We start from the raw sequence: 22843 nt of genomic DNA, 5'->3' as shown, positions 1-22843 counted from the left end.
TTAACTTTCTATATGAGATTTGGCAGTAATAAAAAATCTTAAAAATCCAAACTTTCAATTATATTTGCAGATAAATAGACTAGGTGTGTTTTAGAAATAAAAGACATCTGTTTTTTCAAATCTGGAGATATTTATAAGGCGAATAAAGAGATTTTTAGATGTGAACCAGACGTTTAATTTGATATTGTGAAGAATGAAAAACATAAGAAACTTTTGTATTATTGCTCATATTGACCACGGGAAAAGTACTTTGGCGGATCGCTTGCTGGATGCCACCCAAACGGTAACCGCACGCGAGCAGCAAAATCAGCTTTTGGATAGTATGGATTTGGAACGGGAGAGAGGGATTACCATTAAATCCCATGCTATTCAAATGGAATACGAATACAAAGGAGAAAAATATATTCTGAATTTGATTGATACGCCGGGGCATGTGGATTTTTCGTATGAAGTTTCGCGTTCTATTGCGGCTTGTGAAGGGGCTTTGTTGATTGTTGATGCAGCACAAAGTATTCAGGCACAAACGATATCTAATCTGTATCTGGCATTAGAAAATGATTTGACGATTATTCCCGTGTTGAATAAAATAGATTTGCCAAGTGCAAATCCGGAAGAAGTGAGCGATGATATCGTAAACCTATTGGGATGCGATTATGAAGAAATTATTCCGGCATCCGGTAAAACAGGATTAGGAGTTGAGGATATTTTGGCAGCGATAATTGAAAGAGTTCCTGCTCCAAAAGGAAATCCGGATGAACCTTTACAGGCACTTATTTTTGATTCGGTTTACAATCCTTTTAGAGGGATTGAAGTAATTTTTCGCGTTATCAACGGAAAAATAACCAAAGGACAAAAAGTTAAATTCATGGCAACCGGAAAAGAATATTTTGCGGATGAAATAGGGACTTTAAAGCTAACGCAAGCACCTAAAAAGGAAATTTTAACCGGAGATGTGGGATATTTGATTTCGGGAATTAAAGAAGCGAGGGAAGTGAAAGTAGGGGATACGATTACGGATAGCAAAAACCCGACGCAAAACATGATTGAAGGTTTTGAGAACGTAAAGCCTATGGTATTTGCAGGTATTTATCCAGTTGATACCGAAGATTACGAAGAATTGCGCGCCTCGATGGAAAAGCTGCAGCTAAACGACGCTTCGTTGGTGTTTGCAGCAGAAAGCTCAGCAGCTTTAGGTTTCGGATTCCGTTGTGGCTTTTTGGGGATGCTTCACATGGAAATTATTCAGGAGCGTTTGGAACGCGAATTTAACATGACGGTAATCACTACAGTTCCCAACGTATCGTATTTGGCATATACCAAAAAAGAGCCTGAAAAATCGTTTGTGGTTAACAATCCGTCAGATTTGCCTGAGCCGTCAAGATTGGACCGGGTGGAAGAGCCGTTTATCAAAGCAACAATTATTACTAAGGCAGACTTTGTGGGGCAGGTGATGAGCTTGTGTATAGAAAAACGAGGACTGATTACCAACCAAACCTATTTGACTGAAGATAGGGTTGAGTTGATGTTTGATATGCCGCTGGCAGAAATTGTGTTTGACTTTTACGATCGCTTAAAAACAGTTTCTAAGGGATATGCTTCCTTTGACTATCATCCGATTGGTATGAGAACTTCTAATCTGGTAAAAGTGGACGTAATGCTGAACGGAAACGTTGTGGATGCGTTGTCGGCTTTGATTCACGCAGATAATGCTTACAACATCGGTAAAAAAATGTGTGAAAAACTGAAAGAACTTATCCCTCGTCAACAGTTTGATATTCCGATTCAGGCAGCGATAGGGGCTAAGATTATTTCTCGTGAAACGGTAAAAGCGTTGCGAAAAGACGTTACAGCAAAATGTTATGGAGGAGATATTTCGCGTAAACGAAAATTGTTGGAAAAACAAAAAGCAGGTAAAAAGCGTATGCGTCAGGTAGGAAACGTAGAAATACCGCAAGAAGCTTTTATGGCTGTGTTAAAATTGAATGATTAAAAAAGATAATTAAGAAAAGAAGTTGTTTAGAAAGACAACTTCTTTTTTTAAATCATATGTTTTACCGTAATTAAAGTATGTTTTAGACTGCAAACCTTGTTTTTAGTTTATTAAAAGACGTTTAAAAATAATTCCATACTTCACAGGGTTTGGAAAGCTGTAAAAGCAGTTTGACTATCGCTGTCAGCAGGAAAACTGAGTTGGTATTTATCTCCATCTATGTCCTTCCTATTTTTTGAATAGAAATATTTTGTAGTTCTCCAATTTTTCTAAGATTAAATTCTTCTTACTCAAGTTTTATTTCTATAGGGATACTTCCTTTAATGCTGTTAAACTCATTCTGATAACTTTTAGCTAGTTTTTTATTTCGGTTTCTAACATCTTGTTATGAAACCATTATTTATAAGTATCCGATTGCTTTAATACAGGTTAGAGAAACGGCTGTGTATTGGCCTTGAGAGTACAGTAACATTCACGGTGTTGTAAAGAAATAATAAAAAAACCTCTCTAACACTGGACTAGAGAGGTTTCTTAAATGTGTTGTATTTTATTTTTTAGAGAAATCTCCTACGTAAATAGTTGTAAATTTTGAGGGTTGCAAGTATTTTTTAATCGCATTATTCACTTGTTTTACGGTAAGTTTATCAATCTCTGTATTTAGTTTGTCAAAGTCGCTAAATGGTATGTCATAGGTCAAGTATAAGTTAGATAATGACATTAGATAGTTATCGTTGCCTAAATTGGTTTGTCTTGAACTTTTCCAGCTTGTTTTGTTTGCTTTTAGCTCTTCTTCTGTAATCCCATTTGCTACTAGTTTTGTAAATTCGTCGTTAATGGCATTTTCCACATCACTGCGTTTCGTAGGGTTTAGAAAGGCGTAAATCATCCAGCTTGAATTGTTGTTTTTGACATCTGAAGGCACGCTTAACGAAGTTCCTGCTCCGTAGCTTATTCCTTCTTTTTCGCGTAATCTTTGCGGAATACGCGCTGTCATAAATCCACCACCCATGACTTCGTCAGCAAATACTAATGCGGCATAATCAGGATTGGATTTGTTCATTTCGAAATTTAACCTGCCTACTGCAGCAGCATTTTCCTTGTCCGGGGTATCAATGATTTCTTTGCTTTGTTTGGTGGAAAAGAACTTAGGATAAGCCCTTTCGAATTTAGTCTTGTTATTCCAGTCTCCTAAAACGCTTTCTAACAGTTCCTGTATCTTTGCTTTATCTTGAATTCCTAAAACCGTGGCTATTCCGTTATTGGCTCCGAAGAATTTGGAGTAAAAATCTTTAATTTCGTTAATTGTCACTGCTTTAAATCCATCGATGTCTTCTTGTGTGGAAGAAGCGTAGAAAATACTTCCTTTTTCTTCGTTAGAAGTCAGTTTCCCTAATTTGTTAAATGCAACGGATTGCGGGTCATTTAGGTTGCTTTCTAAGTAAGTGGTATACTCTAATTTTAATTTAGTCAACTCGCTTTCCGGAAATGTCGGATTTTTCAATACATCATTTAATATTTCCATCGTTTCCTCAACTGTATTTCTGTAAGAAGTGATAAAAATGGAAATAGTTTGCCCGCCAAAACGCACGCTTATATTTGACTTTAGCTGGTCTAATTTATCTTTAATTTCCTGCTTAGATAATGTTGTAGTTCCTGACGTTAGCATAGATGCAGTAAAAGAGCCAATGTATTGTTTATTGTGAAGATCTTTTTGATTTCCGACAGGGATTGAAATAGAGATATTTACTTTTTCACCTTTTAAATCTTTGTCAATAATACCGTATTTTAATCCATTGCTAAGCTGTCCGGAAGTATAGTTTTTTTCCAGATTTGCAATAGTAGGGGCAAAGTCTCTGATGTTTTCGGACTTTTCTTTGCCTTTATAATCTTTTACTAGTGCATTGATATCAGAATTCAGCAACTCTGTCGGTTTTACTCGTATTTCATCTTTTGAAGGAATGAATAAACCTACAGTACGGTTGTTGTCTTTAAAATATTTTTTAGCTACGCGATTAATGTCATCCAAAGTTAAGTTTTCAATATTGTCGCGATACAGAAAAGCTAGTCTATAATCTCCGGAACCTATAATTTCTGTTAAGCTAATTGCAGTACTTATAGTATTGTTTTGAATGGCTTCAATGTCTTTTAAAATTTTTGTTTTTGCGCGATCTAGATCGGTTTGTGTATATTGGATTTCTCCTATTTTAGCCAATTCCGTTTTTACATCGGTTAACGTTTGCATTTGGTCTTTTTCGTTTGGCACGTCAAAGTTAAATAACATAAAGCTGGCATCTCTTACAGTTGGCGTAAATGCCCATAAAGAGGAAACTTTTTGTGTCTCAACAAGTGCTTTGTGCAAGTAGCCTGACGGATCGTTATTTAAGATGTGCTCGAGAGCAGAAAGAGCGGCAAAATCTTGGTCTGCATAGGAAGCGGTATGGTATAAAACCTGAATGTGTTTGCTGTCGCCATTACGTCTTACTTCTACATATTTTTCTCCGTCTTGGGCAGGTTCAACTGTTAATATTTCATCTAAAACACGTGTTGGTTTTGGAATTACAGAGAAATGTTTTTCAATGAGTTCAATTGCTTTTTGCTCGTCAAATTTACCTGCTACGATCAACACGGCATTATCCGGCTGATAGTATTTTTCGTAGAATCTTCTTAGCTGAGGGGTTTTTACTCGTTCGATATCTTCTTTGGATCCAATAGTGCTTAATCCGTAGTTATGCCATAAATATGCTGTATTAATAGTTCTTTCCATCAATACGCGCGTAGGGTTGTTTTCACCTATTTCAAACTCATTTCTAACCACTGAAAATTCTTTGTCTAAATCTTCCTGAAGAATAGTGGCGTTAATCATCCGATCAGCTTCCATTTCAAGAGCCCAAGATAGATTTTCATCTGTAGAAGGGAAAACCTCGTAGTAATTGGTTCTGTCATACCATGTTGTCCCATTAGCAGCACCTCCTTTATCAGAAAGCATTTTCTTAATGTCGCCCAGATTTTTTGTGCTTTTAAAAAGCATGTGCTCCAGTAAGTGGGCCATTCCTTTTTCTCCATAACCTTCGTGTTTGGAACCTACTTTGTAAACAATGTTTACGACTAAGTTATTTTGTGAAGCATCCGGAATAAGCAGAATTTGCATTCCGTTAGAAAGTTTGTATTCTTTGATTTCTTCCACCTGAGTAACAAATGCGGGTTTCTCTTTTTGCTGAGCAATAACATAATCTGAGATGCTAAGTGCTGAGAGAAGCATTAGTGAGTATAAAACTTTTTTCATTAAATAAGTGTTTTTTAAAGTAAAGAAGTAAATATAAGCTTTATTTTAAGATAAAAGTTACACTTGATAGTAATGTGAAGTAAAAAAGATAGAAAATAAGCCGATACTTTTTAATATCGGCTCGTTTTTGGATTTAGAAATTGTTTTGATATTGATTGATGTAATTCAATACAGTCTGCTTATCCATATATCCCGATTGCTGCCACAACAGCTTGTTGTTTTTGAAAAGCATAGTTGTTGGAACGCCGCGCATATTGTACTTTGTACTATACTCGGCTGTAAAAGCTTGATTTTTATCCACATCAATTTTAATAATCGTTACTTGATCTCCAAGTTCTTTTTTTATTTCTTCCAAAACCGGTTTAAACATTTGGCAAGGACCACACCACGTAGCAAAAAAATTAACTAAGGTTAGTTGATTGCTCTTTATAAGTTTTTGAAAATCATTCATTTCCTTTGTTTTTATATTAAATAGATGTACTGCAGCTTTCTTCGCTAATCAAAGGGATACCTGTTTTTTTAATAGCTCCAAAACCGCCGATAACGTCAATCATATTGTGGTATCCGCGTGCTTTTAAAATAGATGCCGCAATGAGCGAACGATATCCTCCTGCACAGTGAATGTAAAATGGTTGGCTGCGAGGAAATTCAGCAAGGTGCTGGTTGATAAAATCTAATGGCACGTGGCTTAGCTTTTTATAATTAATATGTGAATTGTTGTATTCGCCTGGTTTTCTTACATCAAAAATAGCAATTTCTTCACTGTTTAATTTTTGCTCCATTTCTTGAGCAGTTATTTGTTGAATTTTGTCATATTCTCTGTTGTTAGCTTTCCATGCTTCGAAACCACCTTTCAAATAGCCGAGAGAATTGTCGTATCCAACGCGCGAAAGGCGAATAATGCATTCTTCTTCTCTGTCCTGCGGAGCAACGATTAAAATAGGTTGTCGGATATCGGTAATAAGTGCACCAACCCAAGGGGCGAATTGACCATCTAAACCAATAAATATTGAACCTGGAATATGTCCGGATGCGAAATCTGCACCTGGTCTTACATCCAAAATTAGTGCTCCGCTTTCTTCTGCTAAAGCTATAAAATCTTTTGGAGTCAGTGGTTTGCTTTTGCGAATAATATTTTCAACACTTTCATAGCCTTCTTTATTTAGTTTTACGTTAAGCGGAAAATAGGCAGGAGGAGGAAGTAATCCGTCTGTTACTTCTTTTACAAATTCGGCTTCGGTCATATCGGCTCGCAAAGCGTAATTGGTTTGTTTTTGTTCTCCTAATGTACCAACAGTTTCTTTACTCAGATTTTTTCCGCAGGCAGAACCTGCTCCGTGTGCCGGATAGACAATTACATCATCTGCTAAAGGCATGATTTTGTTTCTGAGGCTGTGATATAAGGTAGCCGCTAATTCTTCTTGAGTAAGGCTTGCTGCTTTTTGTGCCAAATCCGGACGACCTACATCACCTAAAAATAATGTGTCGCCACTAAAGATCGCATGATCTTTTCCACTTTCATCTTTTAAGAGATAAGTGGTACTTTCCATAGTATGTCCGGGAGTATGCAATGCGGTAATTGTTATTTTTCCAAGTTTAAAGATTTCTCCGTCTTTAGCAATATGAGTGTCAAAAGTTGGATTGGCATTTGGACCATAAATAATAGGAGCACCCGTTTTTTCGGCTAAAGTTACGTGTCCGCTTACAAAATCAGCATGGAAATGGGTTTCAAAAATATATTTTATTTTGGCATTGTTTTTGGAAGCTCTGTCTATATAGAGCTGTACTTCGCGCAAGGGATCGATAATGGCTGCTTCTCCGTCGCTTTCTATATAATACGCTCCCTGAGCTAAACAACCGGTGTAAATTTGTTCTATTATCATATTCTATTTTTTTTTCCTGTGAGGTAACAAAGTTACAAACTAAAAAATACTTCTTTGGTAAAGATATAAACAGTATTGTCAATACAAAATAGCTAAAGCTTTTTTTAATAAGATTGTTTTTTTAGTAGTTTTATAAGTGTAGAATTAGATTCTAATATTTTCGATTCCAATGTTTAGTTATTTTTTATTGATAAAAAAGAGATGGTTAGAATATTAAAATAAGCTATTTATTATGAATATGTTTAGATAATCTAATAAATTATATTATGTTTGATTCTAAAATTAACTTTATTTTATATGAAAAGATTATTTTTATTTTTAACGAGTGTTTTTGTTTTTAACGAGTGTTTTTGTTTTTAGTTCATGTTCTTCTGATAAAGATTTTTCTTTAGAAAAAAAATCTAACCATAGTTATAAAGAAAAATCGATCGATTTGGATTTTATAGGAGAAAGGCATAATAGAGGGTTGGAGTATATTTATAATGAAATAACAGAAAAAGGTATTTCATTTGACATAGATTCATATTCAGAATCATATGATAAAATTAATACTATAACAGAAAATTATTTTGAATATTCTAATATTGATGATACTAAAGAGGTATATTTTTTTAATAAGAAAGATATTGATGTCTTTCTGAATGAAAAAATTAATTTTGGTGTGGATGCTAAACATATTTTGAAACAATATAATCTACTTTTTGACAATGATGATGAACTTGATGTTACGTACAGAAAAATGAGTAATTTAAATGATGAGTTGGAGTTTCTTTATAGTAATAGTTTACTTTTTGACAAAGAATATTTAATATTAAAGTCTTATATGGTAACGGGATTGTATTCTTTACAATATTGGGGGCAAAATATAGATAATTGGATTCTAAATATTGATAGAAACATTGAAAGAAAAACAAATAGAAATCAAATAAAATCTTGGGATTGGAATAGGTTTAAAAGAGCTGTTAAAAATATGGCTAAGGCTGATGCAAGAGGAGCTGGAGTTGGGTTAGTAGGAGGATTTGTCTTTGGGAGTGCAGCGGATCCTGCGGGAACCGTTCTTGGTGCAGCTGGAGGAGCTGTCGCTATGGGAATGAACGGTAGTGCTGTTGCTGGAGTAGTGGAGTTGTTAATGGATATTCTGTGCCTCTTGAACAGTCTGAAAATACTATAATTTCAAAAGTGAATTTTGATATAAATGATAATAGCTTTATTGAAACATTTAATAGAGAATTAAGTGTAGAGCTATTGTAGTATAATATCTATAAGAATGAAAAAAGTGTTAATGTCTTTGTTTTGCTTTTTGGGGATGACTTTTGTTTTTTATTCTATAAAATATGATATTGTAATATCTGTTTTAGGGGGTTTTCTTACATCATTAATTACTGTATGGGGCTCTTCTAAATTGAATTTTAAAAAATAGAAGGGGTTTTTAAGAAGTGTTTTAAACTAAGGAGAATTATTGCTAATAAAAGTCCAAACAATTTTGTTTGGACTTACTTATTTTATTTGTGATTATTTAGTTGTATAATTAAAATAGAATAGACTCCGATTTAGCGACTAAATCCATTGTTTAGCAATTTAAAATAAGTTAACTCTTCTTACCTTTGTAAATAGTTTTTGAAAAACATATAATAGCTATGAAGTTTAATTCCGGTGAATTTATTGCCTTTTTGGACGCAACAACAAGTTGTCAAGAGAGTGAAACTATTGAAATTGCTCATGTGTCTGTTGATAGCAGGTCGTTGCTGAATGATAATAAAACCTTGTTTTTTGCCTTGAAAGGCAAAAATCACAACGGACATGACTATATAGGAGAGCTTATTGATAAAGGAGTGAAATATTTTGTGGTTTCAGATCATGAAGAATGGCGAAGTCAATATAAAACGGGATGCTTTTTTAAAGTAAAAAATACACTGCATGCTTTGCAGAGGTCTGCTGCCTTTCATCGGTTAAAGTTCGATTTTCCTGTTATTGGAATTACGGGAAGTAAAGGAAAAACAGTGGTGAAAGAATGGCTTAATTTTCTGATGAGCGAAGAGTACAGGATTATTAAAAGTCCAAAAAGTTATAATTCTCAAACAGGTGTTCCGCTTTCTGTTTTTGGTATTGAAGAAAAACACAATTTGGGGATTTTTGAAGCTGGAATTTCAACGCAAAATGAGATGAAAAAACTGGCTGAAATTATAAAGCCTACTATGGGTATTTTAACTGCAATTACGGATGAGCATCAAGAAGGCTTTGATAGTATAGATCAAAAAATACAAGAAAAAATAAAGCTGTTTGAAAATGCTACTGTAGTATTTTGTGAAAATGACAAAAGGATTACGAAGCATATTTTTGATAAGGAGCTCTTTACATGGAGTTTCTCTGATTCTACTGCGACTGTTTTTGCAAAAATACAAGGAAAAAACTTACACCTTATATATAATGGGCGAGAAATAGAAGTAAAAGTGCCTTTTGACGACAGTATGTCAATCAACAATATTGTAATTTGTATTTGTGTATTGCTTTATTTGAAATATCCGGACGAAATTATACAACAGAGAATTATGAAGTTGTATCCGATAGAAATGCGATTGCAAGTTAAGAAGGGAGTTAATCGTTGTGTTATTATTGACGATGCATATAATGCTGACTATCAGTCTATCATTATAGCTTTAGATTTTTTAGAAAAACACAAGACTAATCACGCAAAAACAATTGTTTTGTCAGATGTTTTTAGGAGTGACTATAAAGAGACCGAAGTTTACGAACAGATAAGAGTATTGTTGGAGCGTCATAAATTGACAAAGATTATTGCAATTGGAGAAAACATAGGCAAATATCTTTCAGGTTTAAATAACATGTTGTTTTTTAAAAACACAGATACTTTTTTGCAAAAGATGTCGATAGACGATTTTAACGATGAAACTATTTTAGTAAAAGGAGCGAGAAGTTTCCGGTTTGATAAGATTGTCAGTCTGCTTGAAGAAAAAACACATGAGACGGTTTTGGAAGTTGATTTGACTGCTATTCGACATAATCTCAATTTTTATCGATCAATGCTAAAACCAGAAACTAAAATTATGGTTATGGTAAAAGCCTTCGGATATGGTAATGGAAGTGTTGAAATTGCAAAATTGCTAGCGCATGAAAATGTGAATTATTTGGGAGTGGCTTTCGCTGATGAAGGAATAACTTTGAGAAAATCTGGTATAAAAACACCTGTTATTGTAATGAATCCCGAATTCAGTGCTTTTGAAGCTATGATTGCATACGATTTGGAACCCGAAATATATTCGGTGAGGGAATTGAATATTTTCCTTAAAGTTGCCCGTGAAAAAAACTGTTATAATTATCCTGTTCATATTAAACTGGACACAGGGATGCATCGGCATGGTTTTTTGGTTGAAGATTTAAAGGAATTAGTTGAAATATTAAAATATACAAATGTTGTTGAAGTGAAAAGTATTTTTTCACATTTGTCTTCCAGTGATCTTGCTGAACATATAGGATTTACTTTAAATCAGATTGAAAACTTTCAGGAAAACGTGTGTCTTTTAACCAATGAACTTGCTATTAATCCGATAAAACACATTTTGAATACTTCGGGTATTTTTAATTTTCCACAATATCAGTTTGATATGGTCAGATTAGGAATAGGTTTGTACGGAGTAGGAAACGGAACGGAAGAAACGAAGTGTTTGAAAAATGTGAGTACCCTAAAAACAAGAGTAATGCAGGTCAAAGAAATCGCTGAAGGACAAAGTGTAGGATATGGGAGAAGGTTTAAAACTCAGAGAATAACAAAGATAGCGACTGTTCCTATCGGATATGCCGACGGGATACATCGCTCTTGGGGAAATGAAAAAGGTTATGTTATAATTAATAAGCAAAAAGCAATGATAATAGGTTCCATCTGTATGGATATGTTAATGGTTGATGTTACAGATATGTGTTGTGAAGAAGGAGATGAGGTAATTGTTTTTGGAGAGGAGTTGCCTGTCGTGGAAATATCATCAAAATTAAATACAATTCCGTATGAAATTTTGACAAGTATCTCGCAGCGAGTAAAAAGAATTTTTTATGAAGAGTAAATTATTATATTTTTGTGTTATTATTATCTAAATAAAAAAAATTATGGGGTTTGTAAAAGAATTTAAAGAATTTGCTGTCAAAGGCAATGTTATGGATTTGGCAGTAGGGGTGATTATTGGAGGCGCTTTTGGAAAAATTATCGATAGCGTGGTTAATGATTTAATTATGCCTTTAGTATCTGCGGTAATAGGTACACCAGATTTCTCCAATTTATATGTTGTATTAAAAGGCAATGTAGAGTCTGGATTGACTTTAGCAGATGCGAAAGCAATTGAAGGTGCAGTGATATTTGCTTATGGTAATTTTATAACTGTTTTAATTAGCTTTTTGCTTTTAGCTTTGGTTGTATTTATGCTGGTAAAAGGGATGAACAAGTTAAAACGTCAGGAAGTAGAAGCGCCTGCACCGGAAGTTCCGGCGGGTCCTACGCAAGAGGAGCTGCTTGCTGAAATCCGAGATTTGCTGAAGAATCAAAAGTAAAATTGATAATTGATAAAAAAGAGAGCTGTATCGAAAGATGCGGCTCTCTTTTTATGGAGAAAACAAAATGCTTTTTCTTTAAGAAAATGATGAAATATTTTATGGTACAGTTAAAAAATGATTTATATGTTTATTTTTTGTATTATTTGTGTTTTGTATTTAATTTTTTTAACTATGATTTGTTTTTTAATTTAATTTTTCATGATTTTTGTTGAGAATAAATATTTTTATATATCTTGCACTCATAATGCTGTAAATATTAACTAACTGGTTTTCATTGTTTTTTCTTTGATTTTCAGTGAGGCATTAAAAAAGATAACATAAAATTAGCATATGTCGTTTTTTTGTTATTTGTTTGTTAAACAATTTAAAATTAATAAAACATGAGGAAAATTGTACTTCATTTCTTCTTTGCTTTATTTGCAATTGGCACAATACAAGGTGTTTATGCGCAAAGTAGAAAGGTTACAGGACAAGTTACTGCCAGCGGAGATGGGTCACCTCTAGGCTGGGCAAATGTATTAATCAAAGGGACTCAAGAAGGGGTAATGACCGACGAAGATGGTAAATACTCTATTACGGTAAAAGATGGCAATGCCGTTTTGGTTTTTGAATACTTTGGGTATGCAACAGCCGAAAAAAAAGTAGATACGCAGTCTGTTATTAATATTGCTTTGCAATCAGAATCAGAAATGATTGAAGAGGTGGTTATTAATACGGGGTATCAGACTTTGTCGAAAAGAAAAGAAGCGGGGGCAGTTTCTCGTATAGATGCAAAAGAGTTGAAGGTGGATGGAGTTACTGATGTTAGTAGAATGATAGAAGGAAAAGCTGCAGGAGTTACAGTGCAAAACGTAACAGGAACTTTTGGTGCTGCACCAAAAATTACTGTCCGTGGAGCTTCTTCTATAATGGGAGACACTAAGCCTTTGTGGGTAATTGATGGGGTTGTTCAGGAAGATATTGTAAATGTGTCTTTTGAGGATTTAGCTTCAGGAAATTCGGAGACATTATTGAGTTCTGCGATTGCTGGATTAAATGCAGACGATGTTCAAAGTATTGATATATTAAAAGACGCTTCTGCTACAGCTATTTATGGCTCTCGTGCAATGAATGGGGTGGTGGTTATTACAACTAAAAGCGGTAGAAAGGAGACGCCACTTTCAATCAGTTATTCAATGGAGAATACAATAAGAACAGTGCCAGTTTATGGACAGTATGATTTGATGAATTCTCAGGAAACTATGGATGTGTATCAAGAATTGGAGAAAAAAGGGCAAATAACTTATCCTAACTCACTTTTTGGACGCTATGGTGGGGTTTATAATATGTATTATAAAGGTGTAAATAATTATAATACTGCTACTGGAAAATATGATTATGTGAATGATGAGGTTGGGAGAAATACTTTTTTGAGAAAATATGAGATGGCAAATACGAATTGGTTTAAAACATTATTTAGACCTTCAATTGCACAAACCCATTCATTGAGTTTTTCTGGAGGAGGTACCAATAATGCTTATTTTGCATCCGTTGGATATTATGCAGATCCGGGATGGACGATTGCAGATAGAGTTCATCGTTTGACAATGAATTTGAAAAATACTTTCTTTGTAAATGACAAATTTACGTTAAGCTTATCAGCAAATGCTTCGGTAAGAGATCAAAAAGCTCCTGGTACATATGACGGAGAAGTTGATGTTGTGAACGGAGCGGTGTCTAGAGATTTTGATATTAATCCGTTTAGTTTCGCTTTAAATACAAGTAGAGCTCTTAGACCATATAATGATAATGGAGATTATGAATACTATAGAAGTAATTGGGCTCCATTCAATATCTTAAATGAGTTAGAGTCTAACTATATGGATATTGATGTAAAAGATATTCGTTTCCAGTTAGATGCAGATTATAAAATTTCATCTAAAGTTAAGTATAATTTGAATGCAGCAGCTCGTTATGCTTCTACCAAAAGAACACATAGCTTGACAGAATCTTCTAACGTAATAGCTGCTTATAATGCCGCCGGTAATACAATAGAAAGAGATCAAAATATTTATTTATATAAAGATCCTGAAAACCCTGTTGCGCCAGGTGTGCCTGTAATGCCAAATGGAGGGATGAGGAGAAATTTTTCTAATGATATGACTTCTTTCTATGTGAGAAACAGTGTTACTTATGCAGATGTTTTTAATGACAAACATGAGTTAGATGTATTTGCTGGGACAGATATGCGTGTGGTGAATAGAAGTAGCGATTACTTTTTATCACATGGAGTACAATATGATAAAGGTTTGACATCTTATCCAAATATGACTGCTTTACAGAAATTAATAGACCAAGGTGGTGATTATTTTACCTTTAGTGAAGAAAGAGAAAGAACTTTAGCATTCTTTTCAAAAATTGGATATACATTTGATAATCGATATACTTTAGCTTTAACAGGTCGTTATGATGGATCTAATAGACAGGGAGATACGGGGGCATCGAGATGGTTGCCTACTTGGACAGTAGCAGGAAAATGGAATGCAAAGCAAGAGAAGTTTTTGATAGATAATGAAACTATTAGTAACTTATCATTGAGAGCGTCGTATGGGTTGACAGCAACAGCAGGACCTGCAACTAACTCATTAGCTATTTATAGAAGTATAATTCCTTATAGATATTTATCAGGAAATAGAGAAAATGCTTTAGATATTGAAGCTTTGCAAAATGCCGATTTGACATGGGAAAAGCAGTATGAATTGAACATAGGTTTTGATTTAGGGTTGTTTAATAATAGAGTTCAACTAGCTGGAGATGTTTATCAGAGAAATGCATTTGATTTAATAGATATTGTTAGAACTACAGGTGTTGGAGGAGAAAGTTATAAGTTAGGTAATAATGCGGATATGAAAATTCAAGGGTTGGAATTCGGATTAACTACAACAAATATAAAGACATCTGACTTTAATTGGACATCAACTATTAATGCCTCTTTGTTTAAACAAGAAATTACAAGTTTGCAAAATATTCCGCGTGTTATTGATTTAGTAACGGGAGTTGGAGGAAATGTTGAAGGGAAACCTAGAAATAGTATATATTCATACCAGTTTACAGGGTTAAATCATGAAGGGCTGCCTACTTTTGTAATGGCGGATGGACAAACAAATAATGTTTCTGGGGCAAACTTTCAGGATTCGAGTAATATTACAGATTATTTAAAATATGAAGGATCAAGCGAGCCAAATAAAACCTTAGGTATTTCCAATACGTTTACTTACAAAAACTGGAGTTTAAATGTGTTTATAGTTGCCTCAGGAGGAAATAAAGTAAGGTTAAATCCGATGTTTGCCTCTACATATTCTGATTTAGATGTTTTTTCTAAAGATATGAAAGATCGTTGGATGGTGCCTGGAGATGAGCAGTTTACAAATATTCCGGTTATCCCAGATGTGACACAAATTGGAAACTATGGTTCTTCTGCACTTGGAATAGCATATAATACCTATAATTATTCTACAGCTAGAATTGCTGATGGAGATTTTGTGAGGTTGAAAAACGTTTCTTTGGCTTATGAATTCCCGGATCATTTTAAAAAGAAAATGAAGTTTTCTAATTTTTCTTTAAGATTGATGACAACCAATCCGTGGTTAATATACTCAGACAAAAAATTGAATGGGCAAGATCCTGAATTTTTTCAAAGCGGAGGTGTAGCTATGCCAGTTACAAGCCAATATACTTTAACGTTAAATGTTGGATTTTAAAAAAGAAAACAAATTATGAAAAGACTTAAAATGACAATTGGTGTTTTGATAACAAGCTTATCCGTTATAGGATGTAGTGGCTTTTTGGATGAAACACCTGATAACAGAACTAAAATTGATAGTCCTGAAAAAGTTGGAGAAGTTGTTACGTTGGCATATCCTAAAGGAACCTTTATTGAATTTGCTGATGTAATGAGTGATAATGCAGTTGATAGTGAAAAAATTTCTGTTGAAAATGTTTCAAATACAGAAGCTTTCTTTTGGGAAGATATAAGAAGTGAAAGTCAGGATAGCCCAACCTATTATTGGAATGCATGCTATAAGGCTATTGCTCAGGCAAATACAGCTATTGAGGCGGCAGATAAGATGGAGGCTGAACTGCAAAGTAAAGGAAGGACAGCAGAACTTCAAAAAAATTGGGGATATAAGGGTGAGGCATTAGTAGCGAGAGCTTATGCACATTTCATGTTGGTTAATCTATGGGCAAAAACATATAACCCAGCTACAGCTTCGTCGGATATGGGAATCCCTTACACAAGAACGGTAGAAACTACATTATTGCCTGCTTATGAGCGAAATTCAGTTCAGGAAGTTTATGATTTTATAGAGGAGGATCTTTTAGAGGGATTGGATTTAATAGAATATTTGGAGAGAAGTCCTGCTACAGAAAAATTTCACTTTGGAGTAGAATCAGCAAAAGCTTTTGCTACTAGATTTTTTATTTATAAAGGGAATTTTGATAAAGCATTAGAATACAGTGAAAATATTCCAGTTAACGGTTCGACTTTAAGGGATTTGACTTACTATGGATCTTTGGGAACTGAAGAGGTTCAAGTTCTTTATTCCGATCCATCTGAGACCACTAATTTATTAATATCGAGTGTGATGTCTAATAAAGCATATACGGGGGGGGGAAGATATAATTTTAGAAGAGCAGCTGCAGATGCTTTTTTATTTAGTACTGATTCAAATCCATTTGGTAAAAGTTGGAATTTTGGTACTTTAGCTTATACTGTGAGTGAGCAGTTTTTAGGTAGACCTAAGTTTGTTCGAAGCTTTGAAGTTACAGATCCTACAAACCAAACAGGATTTAGATATACAAATGTAGTATTGTTTTCTAACGATATGCTATACCTTGATCGGATAGAAGCATTAATATCAACCAATCAGTTATCAGAGGCTCTAGCTATGCTTAATGTATTTACAAAAAGAAGTACCATAAATGCTGGTTCTGGTGATGTTTTGACGGAAGCTAAATTGTTGGCGGTGGGATCATCTACTACTATTGATCCTTTTTATGCAAGTGAATTGTCTGATAAGCAAAAGGCATATTTAGGCTATTTGGCAGATATGAGAAGACGTGAAAGCTATTTAGAGGGAATACGTTGGTTTGACGTGAGACGATATAATATGGAGTTAGTACATAGAAATACCTATAACAGTTCAAGAGAAGAAATCTTAACAAAAGACGATAATAGACGTCAGCTACAGATTCCTCAAATGGCAATTTCAAATGGTATTCCAGCTAATCCAAGATAATAATTAAAATTTAGTTTATTATGAAATTTTTAAATATAGTAAAATCTTTAGGTTTATTATCCGTAATTAGTGCAGCTTTTATTAGTTGTGAAAACGACAATGATTTAGGACCAAGTATTTTTGATCTTACTGAAAAGCCAAAAACAGAATTAGATCAGTGGATTTATGACAATTATACAAAAGACTATAACATAGCGGCTACGTATAAATGGAATCAGGCTTTTGGTTACTATGATAAAACTTTATTTCCACCAAAAGAAGAGAACGTGAAACCAGCTTTGCAAATGGTCAAAAAGATTTGGATTGATAGTTATACACAAGCAGGAGGAGAGGATTTTGTAAAGAAAATTGCTCCAAGAGAGTTTCACCTGATAGGTAGCTATAATTACGATCCCGATTTGCAGACTGTTGTTTTGGGAGAAGCTGGCGGAGGTGCTCGTATTACGCTGTTTAATACAGATTATGTTGAACACCACGATTTAGAAAGTATTAGAACCTTTGTTCATACTATTCAACACGAATACGTTCATATTTTAAATCAGACAAAAGATTATGATAGAGTTACGTGGTCAAAAATATCTCCGGGTGGGCATTATACAAATTCTTGGTATTTGTACAGTGATGAAGAGTCAAATAATTTAGGATTTGTTACAAATTACGCAAGGTCTAATTATGATGAAGATTTTGCCGAAACGGCTTCCTTTGTTTTACTTAATACAAAAGCAGAGTGGGAAGCTTTTTTAAATGATATATCTGAACCTGAAGGAAGAAAAAAGATAGAAAGCAAGGTAGAACAGGTAGTTAGATATTATAAAGAACAATTAAAAATAGATTTTTGGCAGCTTAGAGATTTTGCTGAACAAAATACAGATGATGTTGTTAATGACAATTTCTAGTAAATGGTTTAATGATTAATAGTACAATCATGATAAAAAGAATTATAAAGATAAGTTTATGTGTTTTTGTGTTAACCGCCTTGTTATCTTCTTGTAAAAGTGATAATGAAGTTTTTACACAAAGTCCTGTTGAAAGAGAGGAAGCACGTCAAAAAGAACTGAGAGAAGTTCTTACTTCTTCTGCTGAAGGATGGAAATTAGAATATTTTACAAATGATAGCGGTATTGGAGGTTTTTCGTTTTTGATGAAATTTACAGATGACGGAAGGGTGACAATGATTTCTGATTTTAACGATGAAGGCTATACCGAAACAGAGGGTGAATATGAAATTCAGCTTAGGGCTACGACTAGTTTGGTTTTTACAACACGTAATAAAATTCATGAACTTTCAGATCCGATGAACTCAGCTTTGGTTGCAGGAAGAGGATTTGAGGGTGAGTATCAGTTTAGATATTATGGACATACTGAAGATGAAATTTTATTTAGAAGTACAAAAAAACCTGATAATGAAATACGTTTTGTAAGGGCTTCTAATGAAGATTGGAGTGGTTTTGAAAATAGAAAAGCAGTGGTGGAAGGTTTAGCGAATCCTGATGCACCTATATTTAGAAGTGTAGAAGTTAGTAATGGCTCAGATATTAAAAAATATGATGCTATATTTACATCATCTTTACGTTTTATGAGTTTTAATGACGGAACAGATCAGGATTTGTTAGCCGGGAAAAAAGGATTTGGAATAGGATATACTAATGATGGAGCGATTATTAGTCCGGCAATAATGATAGACGATGTAGAATATACCGAATTTAAATGGAATTCAACTAATAAAGAGCTGGTTTCTGTAAATGAAGGCAATACAGTTGTAAAAATTAAATTGGTGGATTCGCCTAGCAAATGGTCAAGTGAATACAAAGACTATTTCTTTTCAAATAAACAAGAACGGCTTATATTTCAACGTGAATATCTTTTAAGGGCACCAAGTAATACGGAAAAATTTTATAACCTAATGGAGCCGACATCTGTTGAACAATTTGATATTTATGGTCAAAACGGAATGGTAAGAGTTGTTTATTTTACAGAAGAAGGAGGGCAATATGCTTATCAGACCCCAGTAACAGATGGAGGAAATAAAGTTGTTATAGGAAATGGTTCTTGGCAAAATGAGTCTTCTGTTCCAGATAATATCAAGCAATTACATCAAGGATTGTTTGAAGAAGGAGAGTTTCTTGTTAAAGATCAAAAATATAATATATATTATATCAATAAGATTGTAACGGTTTATTGTGGAGGAGTTGTATTTGATACATGGCTTTTTTAAGATTATAGAAAATAGTTATGAAAAAGAGGATTGCTAACAGCAATCCTCTTTTTTTGTTATTTAAAGTTCTAATTATTTGTTTAAGGTTCACATTCCCTTGGAACTGTAACACTTCCTGTTTCGCAATATTCTCTTTGTTTATCCTGAATACCTTGGGGGCTATAAGCAGTCACAGTGATAGGGTCTCCAAGAGTTTTATTCCCATTTTCATCACATTAAAAGATAAGTCCTATCCAACATTGATATTCGGAATTATGACCTAAATCTGGGGCTACTTGAACATAACCTTCTTTTTCCAATTGTTTAAAATCCAAAACTTCATTAGTAGGATTAGGTTGCGTCTGTGCAAATGCACTCACTGAAAACAAAGTAAGCCAAATAAAAAATAACTTTTTCATAAAAAATAATTTAAAAATTAATACCCTTATAATCGAGCAAAAAGCATGCCGGTAAAATGGAGATGATTTTTATGTAATAAAATAATATTTTATTTTTTACCTTTGTAGAAAAGAAATATTATGAATAAAATAATAAGTGTCGTTACGTGTTCTGTGTTTTTACTGTTGTTTTTTGGGTGCAGTAAAAGTGATGATTCAGAAAGTGATAAAATTACAGAGAATAAAGCGCTGTTAATAGGAGGATGGTATGTAGTAAATGAATATGCCTATGATTCGGATAATCATGTGGTTTCTGAAAGATCAATGAAAGCTTCGGAGGATTGTCCATATGATGAGTTGACATTTGTACCTAATGGTACAGCAAACTATTTAGCTTATTTGGTTCTAGAGAAGCCTGAAGTTGAAAAAGTAGAATGCGAGGAAAATCTTGTCCCTAATGCATATACCTGGGGATTACCAGATGGAAGGAGGTTAAAAGTTTCCAATGGCGAATCAACAGATGATTATGTTTTTATGGTTTTAAACCAACAGAATATGCGTCTAAGTCGAGGACTTACACCATCTGAAGTAATACAAGGAGGATATGATAAGTCTGTGGTTAGAATTGAGATAGAATATAATCGCATTTTATCAAACAACTAATTTTTTAAATATATTTAGAAAACTGCAATTTTTTATTGCAGTTTTTTTATTATTATGCCGTTATTCAAAAAGATAAATCATCAAGATCGAGCAACTGTTTTTGTTTGGAAGATAGAAGAAGAATTGAAGGAACTTAGTGAGTATACAGTTCTGCGGGATGTAAGTGCAAAACGGTTAAATAATATGAAATCTAAAATCCATCAAAAAGGATTTATGAGTATCCGGCAGCTTTTAATACTGGCAGGATATACAGATAATGATTTGTTTTACAACGGAGATGGGAAACCGCATTTGACAGACGGAAAATGTATATCGATAACTCATTCGTTTGAATATGCCGCAATTGTCATAAGTGAAGAAAATGTAGGAATAGATATTGAGAAAAAACGCGAAAAGATTATTCGCATTGCTGATAAATTTTGTAATGATAAAGAATTGTTATATGTCAATTCCCAAGAAATCGAAAAAAGAGTAGAAAACACTACATTAATCTGGTGTGCCAAAGAATCTGTCTTTAAAATGTGTAATACTAGAGGACTGAGCTTTAAGGATCACATTTATGTAGACTTAGATAGATATAATAATAAAGAGGGAGAGGCGATTGTAAGCAGAGGTAGTCTTCAAAAACGATTTGAATATTTTAGTTGTGATTTAGGAAGTTTTATGATGACTTATAGTTTTGCAAAATAGACTAAAAATATTTTTTTGTATATTCGTTAAAAAATAGGAATATGGATAACAATTTTAATTATGCAGTAGCTTACGAAACAGATATTGTAAAGACTAAATTCTACAGAAAAACGTATTCTAATCTGGCATTAGGCGTATTAGTATTTATAATTTTAGAAACCATTTTACTCAATACTCCTTTTGTGGTTAACGGGATGTTTAATCTGATAGGTATGGGAAAATTCTCATGGTTGTTAATTCTAGGAGCTTTTATGGGAGTTACTTGGTTTGCACAGAATCTAACCTATAAATCAGCAAATAAAACACAACAATATGCAGGGTTTTTTCTGTATGTTTTAGCGCAAGCTTTTTTATTCGTACCATTATTAACTATGGCTTTAGTTATGACTGGAGATACTTCATTAATAACTCAGGCAGCTATCTTAACATTGGCACTGTTTGCGGGGTTAACAGGTGTGGTTTTTGGTTCAAATGCTAACTTTTCTTTTTTGCGTTCTATTCTTACTATTGGTTTTTTTGTAGCAATTGGCACAATTGTAGCAGGAATGTTGTTCGGATTTAATTTAGGTCTTTGGTTTTCATTGGCAATGGTAGCTTTAGCTTCCGGATCAATTTTATATTCCACTTGGCAGATTAAAAATGAATATGCAGCTAATCAATATATACCAGCTGCTTTAAGCTTATTTGCGTCATTAATGCTTTTGTTTTGGTATATTTTAAGAATATTGATGAGTAGAAATAGTTAATATAAAAAAATATAATTTTTAAAGCCGCATTGTGAATGCGGCTTTTTTGGTAATTTTATCCTAGAAAACGATATAGATTGATGGACTTGGTTTTGAATTCTTTTTCGGAACATATGGAAATACTAATTTGATCAATATAATTTTAGATTCAATTGCCTTTATTTTTGGAATAGTGAGTGTTTTTGTATGCTGGAAAAGAAAATATTTTGGTTTAGCACATTGAATTAAATAGCTACAATTATCACAGTTTATTTACTTTATTTGGTAGGTGTATTTAGGGACTATGGTTCTCACTTAGTATTCTATGATAGTTTTATATGCATGGGGTAGAAGGTAAAGAAAAGAAAGCACTTAATCAACGATTATAAACATAAACATTACAAGGGCAACTCAAAAAGAAAATGGCACGCGTAATTCCTTTAAAATTACCTTAGTGATAGTTTATTTCATCTATAAAACACCAGGGAATCAAATTCGTTCTGAGAATTATATTGACATAACTACTTCAATAATTTTTTTCAATTCTTGTGGTTGTAGCTTACTTGTTTGGTATAAAATATTAAAATAAGAAAATGAATCAGGAAATTATAAAAAGAGAACTTGAATTTAAAGCTGTTAGAAGTAGTGGTGCAGGAGGACAAAATATGAACAAAGTATCTACTAAAGTTATTTTATCTTGGAGCTTGGCAAATACAAAAGGATTAAATGAAGAAGAACAAAAAATATTATTCATCCGGCTGAAAAATCGCCTTACAAAAGAAGGATTATTGTTGTTAGATTCTGATGCAACCAGAAGTCAGTTGAAAAATAAAAATATAGTTATTGAGCGCTTCTTCGAATTACTATATATAAATTTGATTAAACAGAAAAATCGGAAAAAAACAATTGTACCTAAAAGAATCCAATTAAAGCGTCGTGAAAACAAAAGAGTACTATCGATAAAAAAAGCACTGAGAAAACGCCCTGATTTTTAATTGTAATATGGAAGAATTAGATAAATACAGGTGATTTTTAGTTATACAATATTGGTATGTTCTTATTATAAATAAATGTCTATATTTGCACCAAATCTCAAAGGGGTGCCGATAACGGCTGAGATCATACCCATGGAACCTGGGCAGGTAATGCTGCCAAGGGAGGTAAGCAATCATATTTTG

Annotated in this window: 16 protein-coding genes; 12 read left to right on the top strand and 4 right to left on the bottom strand. The window is 33.5% G+C overall.

The genetic code is table 11. From position 1 onward, the window contains the following. Positions 1-193: 193 nt before the first annotated feature. Entirely contained in the window at positions 194-1990 is a 1797-nt protein-coding gene (gene lepA, locus C8P70_RS09655) for a translation elongation factor 4 (RefSeq protein WP_133713123.1), read from the top strand. A gap of 547 nt (positions 1991-2537) precedes the next feature. On the opposite strand, the gene C8P70_RS09650 is transcribed toward lepA, so the two are convergent. The 3 genes from C8P70_RS09650 to C8P70_RS09640 form a co-directional block, all read right to left on the bottom strand. Continuing rightward, positions 2538-5273 carry a M16 family metallopeptidase gene (locus C8P70_RS09650; protein ID WP_133713122.1) on the bottom strand — a complete coding sequence of 912 codons (2736 nt, stop codon included), beginning with the start codon at positions 5271-5273 and terminating at the stop codon, positions 2538-2540. 133 nt (positions 5274-5406) lie between these two features. Beyond that, positions 5407-5724, bottom strand: coding sequence for a thioredoxin (gene trxA, locus C8P70_RS09645; protein ID WP_133713121.1), 318 nt, complete (start codon positions 5722-5724; stop codon positions 5407-5409). A gap of 16 nt (positions 5725-5740) precedes the next feature. Continuing rightward, a complete protein-coding gene (locus C8P70_RS09640; RefSeq protein WP_133713120.1) occupies positions 5741-7156 on the bottom strand; it encodes an MBL fold metallo-hydrolase in 1416 nt (471 codons plus the stop codon). 331 nt (positions 7157-7487) lie between these two features. Here C8P70_RS09640 and C8P70_RS09635 point away from each other — a divergent pair, with 331 nt between their 5' ends. The 7 genes from C8P70_RS09635 to C8P70_RS09605 all read left to right on the top strand — a co-directional run bounded on the left by C8P70_RS09635 (position 7488) and on the right by C8P70_RS09605 (position 19210). Continuing rightward, the gene (locus tag C8P70_RS09635; RefSeq protein ID WP_133713119.1) at positions 7488-8327 is read left to right on the top strand and encodes a hypothetical protein; all 840 of its coding nucleotides are present in this window, start codon (positions 7488-7490) and stop codon (positions 8325-8327) included. Positions 8328-8793: 466 nt separating this feature from the next. Continuing rightward, positions 8794-11232 carry a bifunctional UDP-N-acetylmuramoyl-tripeptide:D-alanyl-D-alanine ligase/alanine racemase gene (locus C8P70_RS09630; RefSeq protein ID WP_133713118.1) on the top strand — a complete coding sequence of 813 codons (2439 nt, stop codon included), beginning with the start codon at positions 8794-8796 and terminating at the stop codon, positions 11230-11232. A 43-nt stretch (positions 11233-11275) separates the two neighbouring features. Then, positions 11276-11713 (top strand): large conductance mechanosensitive channel protein MscL, encoded by a 438-nt coding sequence (gene mscL, locus C8P70_RS09625; protein WP_133713117.1) that lies wholly within the window; start codon positions 11276-11278, stop codon positions 11711-11713. Positions 11714-12096: 383 nt separating this feature from the next. Continuing rightward, positions 12097-15456 carry a SusC/RagA family TonB-linked outer membrane protein gene (locus C8P70_RS09620; protein WP_133713116.1) on the top strand — a complete coding sequence of 1120 codons (3360 nt, stop codon included), beginning with the start codon at positions 12097-12099 and terminating at the stop codon, positions 15454-15456. A 15-nt stretch (positions 15457-15471) separates the two neighbouring features. Continuing rightward, positions 15472-16995 carry a RagB/SusD family nutrient uptake outer membrane protein gene (locus tag C8P70_RS09615; protein WP_133713115.1) on the top strand — a complete coding sequence of 508 codons (1524 nt, stop codon included), beginning with the start codon at positions 15472-15474 and terminating at the stop codon, positions 16993-16995. 20 nt (positions 16996-17015) lie between these two features. Beyond that, on the top strand, positions 17016-17891 hold the full coding sequence (locus C8P70_RS09610; RefSeq protein ID WP_133713114.1) for a substrate import-associated zinc metallohydrolase lipoprotein: 876 nt from the start codon (positions 17016-17018) through the stop codon (positions 17889-17891). Between the two features lie 29 nt (positions 17892-17920). Next, a complete protein-coding gene (locus C8P70_RS09605; protein ID WP_166666207.1) occupies positions 17921-19210 on the top strand; it encodes a DUF4302 domain-containing protein in 1290 nt (429 codons plus the stop codon). A gap of 215 nt (positions 19211-19425) precedes the next feature. On the opposite strand, the gene C8P70_RS09600 is transcribed toward C8P70_RS09605, so the two are convergent. After that, positions 19426-19608, bottom strand: coding sequence for a hypothetical protein (locus tag C8P70_RS09600; protein ID WP_133713112.1), 183 nt, complete (start codon positions 19606-19608; stop codon positions 19426-19428). Between the two features lie 120 nt (positions 19609-19728). Between C8P70_RS09600 and C8P70_RS09595 the strand changes: the two genes are divergently transcribed. The 4 genes from C8P70_RS09595 to C8P70_RS09580 all read left to right on the top strand — a co-directional run bounded on the left by C8P70_RS09595 (position 19729) and on the right by C8P70_RS09580 (position 22660). After that, entirely contained in the window at positions 19729-20250 is a 522-nt protein-coding gene (locus tag C8P70_RS09595) for a hypothetical protein (protein WP_133713111.1), read from the top strand. A 183-nt stretch (positions 20251-20433) separates the two neighbouring features. Further along, positions 20434-20940 (top strand): 4'-phosphopantetheinyl transferase family protein, encoded by a 507-nt coding sequence (locus C8P70_RS09590; RefSeq protein WP_243832694.1) that lies wholly within the window; start codon positions 20434-20436, stop codon positions 20938-20940. 41 nt (positions 20941-20981) lie between these two features. Beyond that, on the top strand, positions 20982-21686 hold the full coding sequence (locus C8P70_RS09585; RefSeq protein ID WP_133713109.1) for a Bax inhibitor-1/YccA family protein: 705 nt from the start codon (positions 20982-20984) through the stop codon (positions 21684-21686). Positions 21687-22258: 572 nt separating this feature from the next. Beyond that, a complete protein-coding gene (locus C8P70_RS09580; RefSeq protein WP_133713108.1) occupies positions 22259-22660 on the top strand; it encodes a peptide chain release factor-like protein in 402 nt (133 codons plus the stop codon). Positions 22661-22843 lie beyond the last annotated feature (183 nt).

The sequence above is a fragment of the Myroides indicus genome (genome assembly GCF_004364575.1).
Lineage (GTDB): Bacteria > Bacteroidota > Bacteroidia > Flavobacteriales > Flavobacteriaceae > Flavobacterium > Flavobacterium indicum_A.
This window is presented reverse-complemented; position numbering and strand designations above follow the sequence as displayed.

Bases quoted from the DNA above. Each gene is read 5' to 3' on its own strand.
- lepA (WP_133713123.1), top strand. From the start codon at position 194: ATGAAAAACATAAGAAACTTTTGTATTATTGCTCATATTGACCACGGG.
- C8P70_RS09650 (WP_133713122.1), bottom strand. From the start codon at position 5,273: ATGAAAAAAGTTTTATACTCACTAATGCTTCTCTCAGCACTTAGCATC.
- trxA (WP_133713121.1), bottom strand. From the start codon at position 5,724: ATGAATGATTTTCAAAAACTTATAAAGAGCAATCAACTAACCTTAGTT.
- C8P70_RS09640 (WP_133713120.1), bottom strand. From the start codon at position 7,156: ATGATAATAGAACAAATTTACACCGGTTGTTTAGCTCAGGGAGCGTAT.
- C8P70_RS09630 (WP_133713118.1), top strand. From the start codon at position 8,794: ATGAAGTTTAATTCCGGTGAATTTATTGCCTTTTTGGACGCAACAACA.
- mscL (WP_133713117.1), top strand. From the start codon at position 11,276: ATGGGGTTTGTAAAAGAATTTAAAGAATTTGCTGTCAAAGGCAATGTT.
- C8P70_RS09620 (WP_133713116.1), top strand. From the start codon at position 12,097: ATGAGGAAAATTGTACTTCATTTCTTCTTTGCTTTATTTGCAATTGGC.
- C8P70_RS09615 (WP_133713115.1), top strand. From the start codon at position 15,472: ATGAAAAGACTTAAAATGACAATTGGTGTTTTGATAACAAGCTTATCC.
- C8P70_RS09610 (WP_133713114.1), top strand. From the start codon at position 17,016: ATGAAATTTTTAAATATAGTAAAATCTTTAGGTTTATTATCCGTAATT.
- C8P70_RS09605 (WP_166666207.1), top strand. From the start codon at position 17,921: ATGATAAAAAGAATTATAAAGATAAGTTTATGTGTTTTTGTGTTAACC.
- C8P70_RS09600 (WP_133713112.1), bottom strand. From the start codon at position 19,608: ATGAAAAAGTTATTTTTTATTTGGCTTACTTTGTTTTCAGTGAGTGCA.
- C8P70_RS09595 (WP_133713111.1), top strand. From the start codon at position 19,729: ATGAATAAAATAATAAGTGTCGTTACGTGTTCTGTGTTTTTACTGTTG.
- C8P70_RS09590 (WP_243832694.1), top strand. From the start codon at position 20,434: ATGAAATCTAAAATCCATCAAAAAGGATTTATGAGTATCCGGCAGCTT.
- C8P70_RS09585 (WP_133713109.1), top strand. From the start codon at position 20,982: ATGGATAACAATTTTAATTATGCAGTAGCTTACGAAACAGATATTGTA.
- C8P70_RS09580 (WP_133713108.1), top strand. From the start codon at position 22,259: ATGAATCAGGAAATTATAAAAAGAGAACTTGAATTTAAAGCTGTTAGA.